The organism is Paenibacillus sp. FSL R5-0490, from assembly GCF_001956215.1.
Lineage (GTDB): Bacteria > Bacillota > Bacilli > Bacillales > Cytobacillaceae > Cytobacillus.
In genome coordinates, this window is sequence record NZ_MRTQ01000012.1 from 1 (window position 1) to 14,162 (window position 14,162).

The following is a 14,162-nucleotide window of genomic DNA, read 5'->3' on the forward strand; positions in this document are numbered from 1 at the left end:
AAGCGAGGCGACTTGCCTTGGGGTGACAAGCATAAGACGAGCAGATGGTGGGGAGTGCTTTTCTTCCCATCATCTGATTGGCTTATGACCTCGACCCTAGGAGCCGCAGCTAGATCGGGCAGTTTGACCCCCTCTTATCCTCCTTTGATTCCTCTGAGTCTTGAAGTGGGGGTCTTACTGCCCGTTAGACTGCGATAAAAAAAATGTAAAATCCGCACTTTCTTTGGCGAAAGAAAACTTGTTTTGTCAGCCGGGAAGGACTTCACGTTAAACGGGTAGAATTCCTTGTGAAAACGGGAGGGGATCAGTATGAATACGAGTGCTGCTGCCAAATTATTAGGGGTTTCACCAAGCACTATTCAGCGATGGGTTAAACAACTGGAACTCCGGACGGAACGAAATGAATTGGGTCATTACTTATTTACGGAAGAAGACATTAGCCTGCTAAAACAGGTGCAGGATCAGCTTAATCAGGGGATTATATTGCAGGACGTTACGGTAAATGGAAAAAAGACGAGAAAAGGTACGGTCCATGCAGAAGCAGCTGCCGCTCCGGCAATCGAGAAAATATATTTAATAATCAGCGAGCTTGAGAAGCGGCTGAACGGAAAAGCAGATGATGTGGTGTCTTATCAGCTGCTTCAGCACCGCAGCGAAATAGAGGATCTGCAGAAAGAAAATGCACGCCTGCTTAAACGAATTGAGGCTCTTGAAGCCAGGACAGCTGTTAAAACTCGGGACATCCCTCCTGATACCCTTCTGGTTTTTGATCAGGAGAAGCCCAGGAAGAAATTAAAAAAGAGAAATATTTTCACAATGCTGTTCGGATTTTAATAAGAATAAAAGCGTTAGCAACGCTTTTATTCTTATTAATCATCCCAGCTGAACCGTTGCTCTCGAAATGGGTCTCCATAGTTGTGATAGCCGTTTTTCTCCCAAAAACCAGGCTTGTCGGTTTTAGAGAACTCAATGCCTCTAATCCACTTTGCACTTTTCCAGAAATACAGATGCGGAATAACGGCCCGCAGCGGAAATCCATGCTCGGGAGTAAGGAGCTCACCGTTATGAGTATGTGCAAGCAGACTGGTGCTTTTTAGAAAATCTTTAATGGGAAGGTTCGTGGTCCAGCCTTCTTCCGCATGAAGAATCACAAATTGTGCTGTACCCTTTACGCCTGCCAGCCTGGCAATCTCTACGGCGGAGACTCCCTCCCAGACATTATCAAGCTTTGACCAGCCCGTGACACAGTGGATATCATTTTTGAACAGAGTCTGAGGAAGGTTCATCACCTCATCATGCGAAAAGGATAATTTCTTATCCACTTCTCCAAATATTTGCAGGTTCCATTCCTTCATATCCTTATAGTACGGAACATTTCCGTAATGCAGTACAGGAAAGGCTGTCGTCACGTTTTGATTGGGCGGTACCCGGCTTGAGGTCTGTTTTCTGATTTTCCCAAAATACACTAAAGCCACCTCCGTTCCTTCCTTTTTCTTTATCGTACCCTACTTTACAGGCTGATAACAATGAAAGCAGCCCCCCTTCCGGGAAGCTGCTTACGATTATAAGATCATTGCCGCCAGCCATCCAAACAGGATGAGCGGAATATTGTAGTGCAGGAATGTTGGCACACATGTATCCCAGATGTGATTGTGCTGTCCATCTGCATTCAAGCCTGCTGTTGGCCCCAATGTACTGTCTGACGCAGGAGAACCGGCATCTCCAAGAGCTGCGGCTGTTCCCACTAGAGCAATCGTTGCCATCGGACTGAAGCCAACCTCCAGTGCAAGCGGCACAAATATAGTTGCAATAATCGGAATGGTTGAAAATGAAGATCCAATCCCCATTGTAACAAGTAAGCCGACAAGAAGCATCAGCAAGGCTGCAAGTGATTTATTATTGCCTATTACCTCAGCCGCCTGTGCAACAAGGCTATCGACATCGCCTGTTTCTTTTAATACATCAGCAAAGCCGAATGCAGCCAGCATAACAAATCCAATGAATGCCATCATCTTCATACCTTCAGTTAAAAGCTGATCTGCCTCGTTCCATTTAATTGCACCGCTGATGTAAATAACTATAATACCCGTCAAAGCCCCAAAGATCATCGAATCAAGCTGCAGCTGAACAATGAGAGCTCCCGCAATTGCAATGAGTGAAAAAATAATGCCCTTTTTGGAGTAATTGCCTTTTTCCGTCTCAATTAATTCGGATGGACGATAATCCCTCTTTTTACGGTAAACAAATAATGCAGCCAAAAGACCGGCAACCATACCGGCTGTTGGAATAAGCATAGCCTTCGGGATGTCAGCCATTTCCACTGCCAGCCCGCTGTTCTCCATATTTTCTGCGAGTATTCCGTGGAAGATCTGGCCAAAGCCTGCAGGAAGCAAAATATACGGAGCGGTTAGACCAAACGTCACTACAGACGCGATTAGACGCCGGTCTATTTGCAGCTCATTCATAACCTTTAGTAATGGCGGAATTAAAATGGGAATAAACGCGATATGAATGGGAATTAGGTTTTGGGAAAAAATAGACATTATTAATATAGAAAATACGATGAGTGCCTTTGATAATGTTTTCCCTTTGGACTCCCCTTCTTTTCCGACCTTATCCAGGACCCAATCCACTAATAGATTCGGAAGCCCTGTTGCGGAAATGGCTAAGGCAAATCCGCCCAATAACGCATAACTCAATGCAACCTCAGCACTGCCTCCAAGTCCGTTTGAAAAAACTTCAATGGTTTTATCTATACTTAATCCGCCTGCGAGCCCGCCTGCCAATGCACCTGCCACAAGAGCAAGAACCACATTGACGCGCAGAAGGCTGAGAACAAGCATGATCAAAACTGCAAGTATAACTGCATTCATGATGCAACCCTCTTTCTTTTCTTTGTTCCATTTTTACTTTAGTCTGCTAAATCGGTAGAGAACTAAAACACATGTATTAAATTATCATACTTCTGCTTTTTATGTCAATGATTTTAGGCGGATTCGAGATGGGAGTTTCCGCCAGACGGATATTATTTAGGATAAGCCGGCCGCTAAGGCTTTTTACTGGAATAAAAAAACCCCGGATCACTCCGGAGTTCTAAATTCACTTTTATTTTGTTTCAAATCTTTCAACCAGCAATGCCAATGTACGCACCATTACGCCTGTCGCGCCGTCTGGTCCGAGATCATGGCTTTTTCCTGTCGTGGCTGTACCTGCAATATCGAGGTGCACCCATGGTGTGTCTTCTGCAAATTCACCGACAAAACCTCCGCCCATGATCGCATGGCCGGCACGTCCGGGTGAATTGTTCAGATCAGCGATTTTGCTGCTTCTGATTCTTTCTTTATCTTTTTCAAAAAGAGGCAGCCGCCAGATTGGTTCGCCAGCTTCATAAGAAGCTTCCAGCACCTGCTCAAACCACTCTTCATTATTGGTTAATGCACCTGTTGTTTCTTCCCCCAGTGCAACAATGACACCGCCAGTCAGGGTTGCCACATCCACCAGGTAGTCTGCTCCATGGTGCTTCGCATATGTTACTGCATCAGCAAGTGCCAGACGTCCTTCTGCATCTGTGTTGAGGACTTCAATGGTTTTTCCGCTCATGGAGGTGATGACATCATCCGGCTTAAACGCGGTTCCGCTCACCATATTATCTGTAGAAGGAATGACTGCGACAACATTTTGTTCAGGCTTCAGTTCGCCGATGACTTCCATTGCGCCAAGTACTGCCGCTGCACCGCCCATATCGGATTTCATGCCGACTATGCCGTCCTTCGGCTTAATGGAATAGCCTCCTGTATCGAAGGTGATTCCTTTGCCGACGAGGCCGATTACATCCTTCCATTCTTCCTTGCCCTGATATTTTAAGACAATCATCTTTGGAGGCTCTGCCGACCCCTGGTTAACAGCCAAAAGAGCACCCATGCCAAGCTTAAGCATGTCTTCCTTTTCCAGGATTTCCACTTCAAACCCGTATCTCCACGCCAGTTCAGATGAGTAATTTGCCAAATCGGTGGCAGTCAGCATATTGCCTGGCAGATTGACTAATGTGCGGGCTGAGTTCGTTCCTTTTCCGTGGGCATATCCAACTGTAAGGGAAGCCTTTATATCTTCCTCATCTGCGGCTTCACAATAAACGGCAATACTCTCAATTTCCTTTTCCGGTTCATTTGATTTCTGTTTGTAATCTTCAAACTTATAGGTAGAAAGGGCAAACGCCTCGCTAAGTGCATGTGCTGCATCCAGCGCATCTACATTTCCGCCAATAAAAGTATCAAGACAAACACCGGCATTTTGAAGCTTGGACGATTTCACTTCCTTAAATGCCTTTCCTAAAGCTTCACGCAAACCTTCAAAGCTGAGTTCTTTTTCTTTTCCAAGACCCACTGTAATAAATCGTTTGGCCCCAATTTTTCCAAAAGTATGTATTTTTGCAATGGCTTTTTTCTTGGCAGAGATATCGCCGCTTTTCACAAGTTCTGTCAAATGGCCCTCAAAATGTTCATCTGCACGGGCAAGTATTCCCTCAAACCTGGCTGGTTTATCAAAAACACCAACAATCAGGCATTCCTGTTCGGCTGAAACGTCAAATTCTTTCTTAACAGAAAACATACTGGCACCCCCATAATCTATTTATCTCTTTATTATATCGAAAATATTGAATTATTTCGACTATCTAATTTCTGCTTTGTTAATCCTTCAGATACAGTACCAGCTGAGGTAATTTAGGTAGAATACCGACCTTATCAAAAGGAAGCCGGTCGATATCTTTCGGAAATATAGAGAGGCATTCTTCAATAAAAGCGTACACATGCTCAAGATCCAATCCCCAATGTCCGGGTCTGTATGCCTGTAAATATTCATGTGCAGCCTCCATCATTAGCCTTGCACCTTTGACATTGCCATATTCATAGTGATAAATGCTGACACTCATTTGCAGCAGGCCTTTAAAAAACAAATTGCCTTTATCAGTCATCCACATTTCTTCAAGAAGATCATGGCAGGTGTAATAATCACCTTCATTGAAACTGACAAAGAATTCATAGTACTCAAGAGGATAATCTTCCATGAAATCACTCCATTTTCCAGATCTTGTACTGATCATTTTAACAAAAAGAAAAGGGATTAAATATAATCATTCAATATTGGGTAAAGAAAATAGAGACAGAAAGGAGAATGTTATGGATCCTCTATTATTTGCCGCTTTTACAGCCGGGTATATCCTGCTATTTATATGGGCCATTCTCATTGTAAAGAACAGCGGCCCTGTTAGTGCTGCCTTCCTGCTGCCTGTAATTCTCGGATTGATTTACGACAATGGAATTCTTGCTGCTGGAAGTTTGATCGGGGAAGGCAATACTCTAAAGCTTCTGAATTATGCCCGATTCTGGATTCATGCCTTTTTTACACCGCTGCTTGCTCTATATTCCTGGCATACTATAAAACAAGCTGATATTGATTGGGCAAAAACAGGTACACTTAAAGGGGCTGCATACCTGCTCACTGCCGGATTGATTCTTCTGGAGCTTTTCACCGAGGTTTTGAGCCTTGAACTTGAAGCGAAATGGGAATATGGAGTTCTAAGCTATTCAAACGCAGAGACACAGGGCGGCCCTCCGATAATGGTGCTGATCATTTCCGCTGTATTGCTGGCGGCATCTGTATTTATTTGGCGCAAACAGGGATGGTTCTGGTTTTTTGCAGGGTCCTTATTGATGATTATTGGAAGCGCCATCGATATTCCCATTGAAAGTGCCGCTGCCGTGAATGCCTTTGAATGGCTTCTTTTACTTTCCCTGACAGCAACAGCCTATTTTCAAAAAAAGCGCGGTTTAACAAAAACTTAAAGCAGACCCTCTTGCAGGAAGGAACAATCTATTGGAGAATATTAGTTAATATAACTTTCTATTTTGCTCCTGAATCTGCAGGGATCGAGTCAGGGATAACTTCAGACTCAAAATGCAGAAATTAGCTGGTCACAGTCCCAACCTGGCTCAACTTCAGACACAGAAAGCACAAATGAGCAACTCTGAGTCCGAACACGATTCAATTTCAGAAAGCAGAAAAGAATTCAAAGATGGAGTATCATACAACCCAAAGGTGGTCTCACATGGAATTATTGACAAATTTCCCCTTATGGTCTGCTTTGGCAGCCATCTTCTTTGCCCAATTTGTAAAAGTGCCCATTCAATTTATTGCCACCCGAAGAGTGGATTGGTCCCTTTTAACCAGTACAGGCGGAATGCCAAGCTCACACTCTGCTGCAGTAACAGCCCTTTCAACCGGGGTGGCACTTGAGACCGGAATGGACTCTGCTGTTTTCGCTGTTTCTGCCGTTTTTGCCATTATCACTATGTTTGATGCTACGGGAGTGCGGCGTCAGGCAGGGGAACAGGCGATTGTATTAAACCAGCTTGTTGCCGACTTCAATAAATTCGTTGAAGAAGCAAAGACATGGCAGAAAAAAGCTGGACAGGAAAAACAGAAAGAGTTGAAGGAGCTGCTGGGCCATAAGCCAATAGAAGTACTCTTTGGCGGCCTGACTGGAATCTTATTAACTTTAGGGCTTCATTATTTATTTTCCTAAAGGTTGTGATGTGAATGAAAATCCTTTCCTTATGCCCAAGCAATACGGAATTAGTGGAATACTTGGGATTGACTGATATGCTTGCCGGCGTAGACGATTATTCGGATTGGCCGGAGCAAGTTTCCAATCTGCCCCGGCTGGGTCCTGACTTGTCTATTAATATGGATAAAGTGGAGGAATTGAAACCGGATCTTGTGCTTGCCTCCCTGAGTGTTCCCGGCATGGAAAAGAATGTAGCAGAGCTTGAAAAAAGGCAGATTCCCCATATTGTCTTAAATCCCCAAAGCCTCGCAGATATTGCAAATGACCTGGTTTTTGCTGCTGAAAAAATCGGGAGGCCTGAGAGAGGGATTTTGGCGGCTAAACAGTTTACTGAGAAAATTGAGGAACTTAAGCGCATTTCAAGCAGGATTAAAAAAAATCCAAGCCTCTATTGGGAATGGTGGCCAAAGCCTGTGTTTACTCCTGGCAAGGTCAATTGGCTGACGGAAATCAGTGAAATAGCCGGTGGATGGAATTTATTTGCTGATGTTGAGCTTGCAAGTGTCCAGACTGATTGGGAGGATGTCCTGAATCGGCAGCCGGATTATATCTGTCTCGCCTGGGTCGGTGTCAGAAGAGAAAAGGTAAATCCGGAGATTGTCCTGAAACGTCCCGGCTGGAGTGAAATGGAAGCAGTAAAACAGAACAGAATCCTGGTTCTGGAAGAAGAACTGTATTGCAGGCCTTCACCGCGGCTGATTGAAGGGGCCATAAAATTAGCGGAAAAGATCCATCCGCAGGAATTTTCTGTTTGATAATACAAAAAGGCAAATCCGTTCATTATGTCGGATTTGCCTGTCTTCTGTTTATTTTTTCTCAGATTTAATATATTGCTGCCTGAAGACCTGCATGGCTTCATTTTCATTCAGTAACCTTAAATCTTCTTCCGTAAGGGTTCCATCGCCCATTTCAACGATGTAAACATCGAGCGTTTTCTTTCCCCAATTATTATAAACATCATCAACTGTTTCATAATAGAGATCCAATTTATTCCCCTTAATGGCACCGCCTTTATCGGCTACAACACCATACCCATAATCAGGAATAAACAGGATCGTCCCAATCGGAAAAACATTTAAATCTGCTGCGACTGTAGAGTATAAGTCCCTTTTAACTTTAACACCTGAGTATGTAATGCCAAAGGACGGATGATCTGGATTTTTTCCTGTCGACTCGTAAAAAGCAGTATATCCGGTAGCAATTACTTGTTTTTTCTGATACTGCGACCAGTCAATTGATTCTTCCAGGGTTGGCGCCTGTTCAATTGCGACAGCTTCACTCGCAGAAATCTTCGGTTCCAGGCTCACGGCCTCCTTCAAAAACTTAAAAGCTACGCCAACCGATTTTAATGTATGCTCAAACTTTGAATTTCCATCTTTGTCAGCTTGTTCAGCATTTTGCTGCAGCTGTACAATTGATCTTGCTTCCACCCCGGAAATCGAATGAAAAGTTGTCAATAATGCACCTATAAATAAGGCAGACATTACTGTACGTTTCATCCATTTTGTAATTATGTTCATCTTTTACACTCCTCCCAAAGTTAGTCATTTCCCTTCTTCGAGAGAAATATTCATAACTTATGGGAAAGCAAGTCTTCCAGCAGCCGATTACAGACAGGATAAAGCCAGTAATGCCATAGGCTTGCCCGATTTGATCACACTAGTCAAAAAAATAAAAAATCCCTGCACCCGGCAGAGATTTCATCATCAATTTAAAACATCCGATATCCTTTTTTACGGAGCAGTCTAATCGTAATACCGGCAACAATGGCGCCTGCCATTCCGCTGCTGAGTATAAGGATGTCAGCCAGAGCGAGACTGGACAATTCAACGCCAAGACTGGAAAACGATTCCCCCGGTTTTTGAAAATACTCAATGAAACGAACTTTATCAATGATAAAAATGGCAATAACGGGATAAATAATAGCCATAATCCAAGACATTCTTAATAGCATATTTAATATAAAACCTATCCCAAAAAACAGCACAAAAAACAGAAGCATCGAAATAGGCAAAACGAAAATCGTCATTTGCATGAACTTGTTTCCTCCCTTAACACATCAATAATTAGTTTACTTTAATGTGGATTGGGGAGTCAACAAGAAAAGCGGGTGTGTCAATACACCCGCTAATGAAAAGAAAAACTTCGCAGTCCGCGAAGTGATAAAGTTTATCGCTGTCTAACGGGCAGTAAGACCCGAATGGTTCAACTAACAATCAGTGGGGATAAAGCCCTCCACTGATTGAAGTTTCACTTTATTCCTTTTTCTTTCCTGTTCCTCCGCAGCAGCTGCAGGTTTCAGATCCGCCTAATAGTAATTGAAAATACCCTTTACCGGAACAATACATGCACTCTTTGTTTTCATATTTCTTAGCTGTCATTTCATTCATCTCCTTTTGAATTTTCGTAACTGAATTTTCTGATAATATACCAAGGATTTGAATAAATGAAAAGCTCCATATTTCATGAAAAACTATCGTTGGAAACGCATACAAGCATTATTTACTTCTGATTTCTCGTTCTTCCTTTAAATTTCAGAAAATTATAAAAATAACTTATAAGCTGTATAGCCGAAAGTATCCCCGGGATTAATGCCGTTAATTAAAGGTTTGATGGACGAATCCGAAGTATCCAATATGTATTTTAAAAGAACTGATGCATTCGGGTCATTTGCAAGTTCTTTCGGATTGCGATACTGCACATCGAAAAGTTCACTTTCCTGAACTTTTAATGATTGTTCAGGATCAGCTTCAAGCAAAAACAAAATCATATTATCACTGACTTCTCCTTTTATGACACCTGTACGCAATCCAAGCAGACCTTTCACTGTACATTTTACTCCGGTTTCCTCTTCTACTTCCCGGACTGCAGCTTCATCAGCCGTTTCGCCTGGTTCCACAAACCCTGCGGGCAGAGACCATTTGCCTTTAAGGCCCCCGTATTTCTTTTTAACAACAAGCCAATTTCCTTCAGGAGAAATAACAAGCCCGGAAACAGCTAGCCACACTTTTCCTCTTTTATGTTCGACTCCCATCCAAAAACCCCCTTTTACGTCATTCTATCACGAAGAAATCACCATTAAAAAAAGGGACAGACTTTAGAGTCCATCCCCATCTATAAATGATAGCTGATTGATTAAAGAACGTTGAATTTACCCTTTTTCAATACAAGAGACGGTCCGCCAACCATGTAAAGAGCACGGTTATCGATCATCTTCTTCATAAATGAAGCCTTAGTACCAACCATTTTCTTGCCGAATGCCACACCGATGGCATCATGTTCGCCCAGTGAACATACAGTACCTTTAATATCCGGTGTAAACGTTTCAAGATCAGTTTTATTACGGATTAAAGCTGTGATGTTTCTTGCACATACTTCACCCTGCTGCATAGCAATTTGTGCAGTAGGAGGGTATGGACGGTTAATTTCTTCATTGATGATTAATGAGCAGTCTCCGATGATAAACAAATTATCATGGCCAGGAGCGCGCAAATCAGGCTGAACTTTTACACGGCCGCGCATTGCTTCAATGCCGGATTTTTCAATAATAGAATTTCCGCGTACACCTGCAGCCCAGACAACTGTTGCAGCTTTGATTTCTTCTACTTCATCTTCGCCCTTGCCAACGATGATCCCTTCAGGAGTAGCTTCTTTAATAGCTGTTCCGATCATGAATTGTACGCCTTTTTTCTCCAAGTGGGATACAGCGTAATTAACAAGTTCCGGATCAAAGCCTGGAAGAACCATTGGAGCAGCTTCCACACAAATGATTTTCACTTTATGGTAGTCCACATCGTATTCTTTGCAAAGCTCAGGAACACGGTTTGCCAACTCTCCAAGGAATTCAATGCCAGTGAAGCCTGCGCCGCCGACAACAATTGTCAGGCGCTCATCTTTTTTCTCGGCTTCTGTATTATAAGTAGCAAATTGATATTCGATGTGCTCGCGGATTTGACGTGCAGCATTGACATTGACAATCGAAAATGCATGTTCCTTAAGTCCTTTGATACCGAATGTCTCCGGCTCGGCTCCAAGTGAAACAACCAGATAATCATAGTCAATTTCGCCGTTTTCCAAAATGACTTTCTTTTCTTCTGCTTTAATTTCAAGAGCAGTGCCCTGAACGAATTCAACTTTGTTGCGATCAATAACATCTTTTATATCATAGCGTACACGATCATGATGAAGTGTTCCGGCTGATGCCTCGTGCAGCCATGTTGTTTCATAATGGTAGTCATTCTTGTTCACTAAAACGATTTCCGCTTCGTTTGTTCCTACAGATTTCTGCAAACGGGTTGCAACCATCAAACCGCCGTAGCCTCCACCGAGGATTACAATCTTTGGCTTTCTCAAGTGTATCACTTCCACCTTTTTTAAGTATTTTCTAATGTTTTCTTATCTTCCACTGCTTTATATTTTTTATAGCCAAAAACATAAAAAAACTTTGTGATTTTATTCACGAACTAGTTCAAAAAAACTCGAAAAAATTGTCATAAAATATTAACATTATTCCTCCATTAATCTTATTCTACTTCATATAGTTTTTCAACCCTAAAAAAATAGACGAAAAACTTAAAAATTTTAGGAAAAATTTAAAAAATATACGTGTTTTTATTTCATGTATTCTACTTGAAATCTTCCAATTATTCATAATATTTACCTCCATTCGTGAGGTTTTAAACGATTTATGTTAAAATAAAGAGTGGAATTTCAATACATACGTGGGGGGATATGCATGACAGAAGATCAAAAAGTGTATGACATAACCATCATTGGCGGGGGGCCAACTGGTTTATTCACTGCTTTCTACGGGGGTATGAGACAAGCATCAGTAAAAATTATTGAAAGCTTGCCGCAGCTTGGGGGACAGTTATCTGCTCTTTATCCTGAAAAATACATATACGATGTTGCCGGCTTCCCGAAAGTCCGCGCCCAGGAACTGATTGATAACCTTAAGGAACAAATGGCTAAATTCGAGCCTACTGTATCACTTGAGCAATCGGTTGAAAAGTTAGAGAAGCAAGCTGATGGAACATTTAAGCTTACAACTAATAAAGAAGTGCATTATTCAAAAACCATCATTATCACTGCTGGCAATGGCGCTTTCCAGCCCCGCCGTCTTGAACTTGAGAGTGCAGTTCAATACGAAGGTAAAAACCTTCATTACTTTATTGATGATTTAAATCAATTCGCCGGCAAAAAAGTAGTTGTTTTCGGTGGAGGGGATTCAGCAGTGGACTGGGCATTAATGCTTGAGCCTATCGCTGAGAAAGTGACGATTGTTCATCGCCGCGATAAATTCCGCGCACATGAGCACAGTGTAGAAAATTTACAGAACTCTAAAGTTGAAATTAAAACACCTTATGTTCCTGCTGAGCTTATTGGTGACAGCGAAGGAATCAGCCAAGTCGTACTTGAAGGTGTGACTTCAAAGGAAAAAGAGGTTTTTGATGTTGATGCTGTGATCGTTAACTACGGATTCGTTTCCTCACTTGGCCCAATTAAGGAATGGGGTCTTGATATCGAAAAGAACTCCATCGTTGTTAACTCCAGAATGGAAACAAATATCGAAGGCATTTATGCGGCCGGCGATATCTGCACATACGATGGGAAGGTCAAGCTTATTGCCTGCGGTTTCGGTGAAGCGCCAACTGCCGTCAATCATGCAAAATCCTACATTGATCCAAAAGCGAAAGTACAGCCAATGCACAGTTCTTCCATGTTTGGCAAATAAGATAAGATAAGGACGGCCCGTTCGGGACCGTCCTTTTTTGATGAGCTATGTTATTTTAGCACTCTTCCGGTGTACCTGTATTTGCAGCGGTACGGAAAGAGGATCCGCAGCCGCAGTTTGCAATGGCATTGGGATTGTCGATTGTGAATCCGCCGCCCATCATGGATTGTTTATAATCAATTTTTGTGCCATTTAAGATAGGTGCATCTTCCTTGCTGACAAGAACCTGAATTCCATAGTGCTCGGACTGGATATCACCTTCCTCGGGTTCGTGTGCAAACCCCATTCCATAGGAAAGCCCGCTGCATCCGCCTCCTTTGACGGCTACACGCAAGAATGCATCTTCTTCCTCATTTTGTTTCATCATTTCTTTTATATGCAAAGCTGCTGCTTCAGTTATATCCACAACTTTTTCCATGTTATTCCCTCCTGTCATGTAAGGATACTTCTATAAACATAGTATATACAGTAAAAGGTATGTGCTCAACTTAAGAGGCTTTTACTTTTTCTGATTTTTTTCTGACACAGGCGAAATAATAGTTCTTTATGCTCATAAAGCACAGCGATAATGGTATAATAGTCTTAATCATTATCCCCGGAGGTGTCATTCTATGCAGCAATTAACGCCTGCTTATGATAAAAAATGCGAATGCAGAGTCTGCAGACAGAGTTTCACCACTAAAAAACTCCGCTCCAGATTTGTAAAAGCAGCTGATTATGACAGTGATTTCTGCCCTAACTATTCTGATGAAACCATGAACCCTCTTATATATCATATTCATACCTGCCCGCATTGCGGCTACTCAGAATCAGAAGATTTTTCTCCTTATTTCCCGCCGGGAGCCCTTGATTTGATCCATTCTAAAGTTATGAATGCCTGGACTCCCCAGGATTATGGCCAGGATCGTTCCATCATTGATGCTGTAAACACCTATAAGCTGGCTTTATATTGCGGAACTTTAAAAAGGGAGAAGCATATTATTATGGCTGGTTTACTTGTCAGACTTGCCTGGCTTTTCCGGAGTATGAAGAATGCTGATCAGGAACATCGCTTTTTGAAACTTGCTCTAAAGGAATACTTGGAGTCTTATATGTCTGATGATTTTAAAGGATCATCTATTTCAGAAACGAGAATCTTTTATCTGATCGGGGAGTTATCCCGAAGGACACATCAGCCGGAACAGGCTGTTAAATATTTTTCAAAAGTTATTGAACTGCAAAGCCGCTCCACTGAGCCAAAATTAATAGAAATGGCAAGAGAACGCTGGTATGAAATGAGACAGGAACAAAAAACTGCCGCAAATTAAGGAATAAGAAAAGGAGCGAAATTTTATCGCTCCTTTTCTATATTAAAACATCGGATTTTCATCCAGATATTGATATATATTTTCAACCAGTTCATCTGGTGTTTCTCCAGTTACTACTTCTCCGTTCACAAGCGCAAAAAGAGTGCTTGCACATTTGCCGCAATACCCAAGACAGCCATATTCGATGACATCCAGATCATAATCCTTTTCCAGCTGTTCAAGCGCTTTTTGAGAGCCGCTGGCCAAATTGCTGATGCAAAATTCGATGATTGGCTTAATCACATCTTTCACCTCTCTACCCTGTTAATGCTACCTTTTTTACCCGAATTCTGCAAGAAAGTGATTTCATTAATATTCTTTTAAGTATGCATAATTACCACTTCATGTCGTTTATTGTCAAGTTTCCTGCTGATTTGTGTTGTGATTTTGTCACAATTTCGTTATACTTTTTATGGGTTTGAGGTTAATAATATCATTTATTTATTTTTTAAAGATA

The 14,162-nt window shown here is 42.1% G+C and carries 17 protein-coding genes; 6 read left to right on the forward strand and 11 right to left on the reverse strand.

Annotated elements, in window-relative coordinates; translation table 11 throughout:
- Positions 1–309 precede the first annotated feature (309 nt).
- Entirely contained in the window at positions 310–834 is a 525-nt protein-coding gene (locus BK139_RS11430; RefSeq protein WP_076258739.1) for a MerR family transcriptional regulator, read from the forward strand.
- A gap of 35 nt (positions 835–869) precedes the next feature.
- Here BK139_RS11430 and BK139_RS11435 read toward each other — a convergent pair whose 3' ends face one another.
- From BK139_RS11435 to BK139_RS11450, 4 genes are all read right to left on the reverse strand, one after another.
- The gene (locus tag BK139_RS11435) at positions 870–1,466 is read right to left on the reverse strand and encodes a sulfite oxidase-like oxidoreductase (protein ID WP_076258742.1); all 597 of its coding nucleotides are present in this window, start codon (positions 1,464–1,466) and stop codon (positions 870–872) included.
- 96 nt (positions 1,467–1,562) lie between these two features.
- A complete protein-coding gene (locus BK139_RS11440; protein WP_076258745.1) occupies positions 1,563–2,873 on the reverse strand; it encodes a Na+/H+ antiporter family protein in 1,311 nt (436 codons plus the stop codon).
- A gap of 232 nt (positions 2,874–3,105) precedes the next feature.
- A complete protein-coding gene (locus tag BK139_RS11445; RefSeq protein WP_076258748.1) occupies positions 3,106–4,608 on the reverse strand; it encodes a leucyl aminopeptidase in 1,503 nt (500 codons plus the stop codon).
- A 79-nt stretch (positions 4,609–4,687) separates the two neighbouring features.
- A complete protein-coding gene (locus BK139_RS11450; protein WP_048009800.1) occupies positions 4,688–5,065 on the reverse strand; it encodes a DUF309 domain-containing protein in 378 nt (125 codons plus the stop codon).
- On the opposite strand from BK139_RS11450, the gene BK139_RS11455 reads away from it, so the two are divergent.
- The 3 genes from BK139_RS11455 to BK139_RS11465 all read left to right on the forward strand — a co-directional run bounded on the left by BK139_RS11455 (position 5,064) and on the right by BK139_RS11465 (position 7,380).
- Positions 5,064–5,843: a hypothetical protein gene (locus tag BK139_RS11455; RefSeq protein WP_286148583.1), complete on the forward strand. Its 780-nt coding sequence runs from the start codon at positions 5,064–5,066 to the stop codon at positions 5,841–5,843. The genes BK139_RS11450 and BK139_RS11455 overlap by 2 nt on opposite strands.
- Positions 5,844–6,106: 263 nt before the next feature.
- On the forward strand, positions 6,107–6,583 hold the full coding sequence (locus BK139_RS11460) for a divergent PAP2 family protein (protein WP_035331991.1): 477 nt from the start codon (positions 6,107–6,109) through the stop codon (positions 6,581–6,583).
- Between the two features lie 14 nt (positions 6,584–6,597).
- On the forward strand, positions 6,598–7,380 hold the full coding sequence (locus tag BK139_RS11465; protein ID WP_076258750.1) for a cobalamin-binding protein: 783 nt from the start codon (positions 6,598–6,600) through the stop codon (positions 7,378–7,380).
- Positions 7,381–7,431: 51 nt separating this feature from the next.
- On the opposite strand, the gene BK139_RS11470 is transcribed toward BK139_RS11465, so the two are convergent.
- The 5 genes from BK139_RS11470 to BK139_RS11490 form a co-directional block, all read right to left on the reverse strand.
- A complete protein-coding gene (locus tag BK139_RS11470; RefSeq protein ID WP_076258753.1) occupies positions 7,432–8,145 on the reverse strand; it encodes a 3D domain-containing protein in 714 nt (237 codons plus the stop codon).
- A 191-nt stretch (positions 8,146–8,336) separates the two neighbouring features.
- On the reverse strand, positions 8,337–8,660 hold the full coding sequence (locus tag BK139_RS11475; RefSeq protein WP_061793507.1) for a YuiB family protein: 324 nt from the start codon (positions 8,658–8,660) through the stop codon (positions 8,337–8,339).
- Between the two features lie 220 nt (positions 8,661–8,880).
- Positions 8,881–9,006, reverse strand: coding sequence for a YuiA family protein (locus BK139_RS23955; protein WP_159867914.1), 126 nt, complete (start codon positions 9,004–9,006; stop codon positions 8,881–8,883).
- 161 nt (positions 9,007–9,167) lie between these two features.
- Positions 9,168–9,659, reverse strand: a complete 492-nt coding sequence (locus BK139_RS11485; protein WP_076258758.1) for an NUDIX domain-containing protein — start codon at positions 9,657–9,659, stop codon at positions 9,168–9,170.
- A gap of 101 nt (positions 9,660–9,760) precedes the next feature.
- Entirely contained in the window at positions 9,761–10,978 is a 1,218-nt protein-coding gene (locus BK139_RS11490; protein WP_076258761.1) for an NAD(P)/FAD-dependent oxidoreductase, read from the reverse strand.
- Between the two features lie 382 nt (positions 10,979–11,360).
- On the opposite strand from BK139_RS11490, the gene BK139_RS11495 reads away from it, so the two are divergent.
- Positions 11,361–12,359: an NAD(P)/FAD-dependent oxidoreductase gene (locus tag BK139_RS11495; RefSeq protein ID WP_076258763.1), complete on the forward strand. Its 999-nt coding sequence runs from the start codon at positions 11,361–11,363 to the stop codon at positions 12,357–12,359.
- Between the two features lie 55 nt (positions 12,360–12,414).
- On the opposite strand, the gene BK139_RS11500 is transcribed toward BK139_RS11495, so the two are convergent.
- Positions 12,415–12,777 carry a HesB/IscA family protein gene (locus BK139_RS11500; protein ID WP_076258765.1) on the reverse strand — a complete coding sequence of 121 codons (363 nt, stop codon included), beginning with the start codon at positions 12,775–12,777 and terminating at the stop codon, positions 12,415–12,417.
- Positions 12,778–12,970: 193 nt separating this feature from the next.
- Here BK139_RS11500 and BK139_RS11505 point away from each other — a divergent pair, with 193 nt between their 5' ends.
- Positions 12,971–13,666, forward strand: a complete 696-nt coding sequence (locus BK139_RS11505) for a DUF2225 domain-containing protein (RefSeq protein WP_076258768.1) — start codon at positions 12,971–12,973, stop codon at positions 13,664–13,666.
- Positions 13,667–13,708: 42 nt separating this feature from the next.
- Here BK139_RS11505 and BK139_RS11510 read toward each other — a convergent pair whose 3' ends face one another.
- Positions 13,709–13,948 carry a YuzB family protein gene (locus tag BK139_RS11510; RefSeq protein ID WP_035331977.1) on the reverse strand — a complete coding sequence of 80 codons (240 nt, stop codon included), beginning with the start codon at positions 13,946–13,948 and terminating at the stop codon, positions 13,709–13,711.
- Positions 13,949–14,162 lie beyond the last annotated feature (214 nt).

What these genes read in the sequence shown, in the direction of transcription:
- BK139_RS11430 (WP_076258739.1), top strand. Translation starts at nt 310, where the DNA reads ATGAATACGAGTGCTGCTGCCAAATTATTAGGGGTTTCACCAAGCACT.
- BK139_RS11440 (WP_076258745.1), bottom strand. Translation starts at nt 2,873, where the DNA reads ATGAATGCAGTTATACTTGCAGTTTTGATCATGCTTGTTCTCAGCCTT.
- BK139_RS11445 (WP_076258748.1), bottom strand. Translation starts at nt 4,608, where the DNA reads ATGTTTTCTGTTAAGAAAGAATTTGACGTTTCAGCCGAACAGGAATGC.
- BK139_RS11455 (WP_286148583.1), top strand. Translation starts at nt 5,064, where the DNA reads ATGAAATCACTCCATTTTCCAGATCTTGTACTGATCATTTTAACAAAA.
- BK139_RS11450 (WP_048009800.1), bottom strand. Translation starts at nt 5,065, where the DNA reads ATGGAAGATTATCCTCTTGAGTACTATGAATTCTTTGTCAGTTTCAAT.
- BK139_RS11460 (WP_035331991.1), top strand. Translation starts at nt 6,107, where the DNA reads ATGGAATTATTGACAAATTTCCCCTTATGGTCTGCTTTGGCAGCCATC.
- BK139_RS11465 (WP_076258750.1), top strand. Translation starts at nt 6,598, where the DNA reads ATGAAAATCCTTTCCTTATGCCCAAGCAATACGGAATTAGTGGAATAC.
- BK139_RS11470 (WP_076258753.1), bottom strand. Translation starts at nt 8,145, where the DNA reads ATGAACATAATTACAAAATGGATGAAACGTACAGTAATGTCTGCCTTA.
- BK139_RS11475 (WP_061793507.1), bottom strand. Translation starts at nt 8,660, where the DNA reads ATGCAAATGACGATTTTCGTTTTGCCTATTTCGATGCTTCTGTTTTTT.
- BK139_RS23955 (WP_159867914.1), bottom strand. Translation starts at nt 9,006, where the DNA reads ATGACAGCTAAGAAATATGAAAACAAAGAGTGCATGTATTGTTCCGGT.
- BK139_RS11485 (WP_076258758.1), bottom strand. Translation starts at nt 9,659, where the DNA reads ATGGGAGTCGAACATAAAAGAGGAAAAGTGTGGCTAGCTGTTTCCGGG.
- BK139_RS11495 (WP_076258763.1), top strand. Translation starts at nt 11,361, where the DNA reads ATGACAGAAGATCAAAAAGTGTATGACATAACCATCATTGGCGGGGGG.
- BK139_RS11500 (WP_076258765.1), bottom strand. Translation starts at nt 12,777, where the DNA reads ATGGAAAAAGTTGTGGATATAACTGAAGCAGCAGCTTTGCATATAAAA.
- BK139_RS11505 (WP_076258768.1), top strand. Translation starts at nt 12,971, where the DNA reads ATGCAGCAATTAACGCCTGCTTATGATAAAAAATGCGAATGCAGAGTC.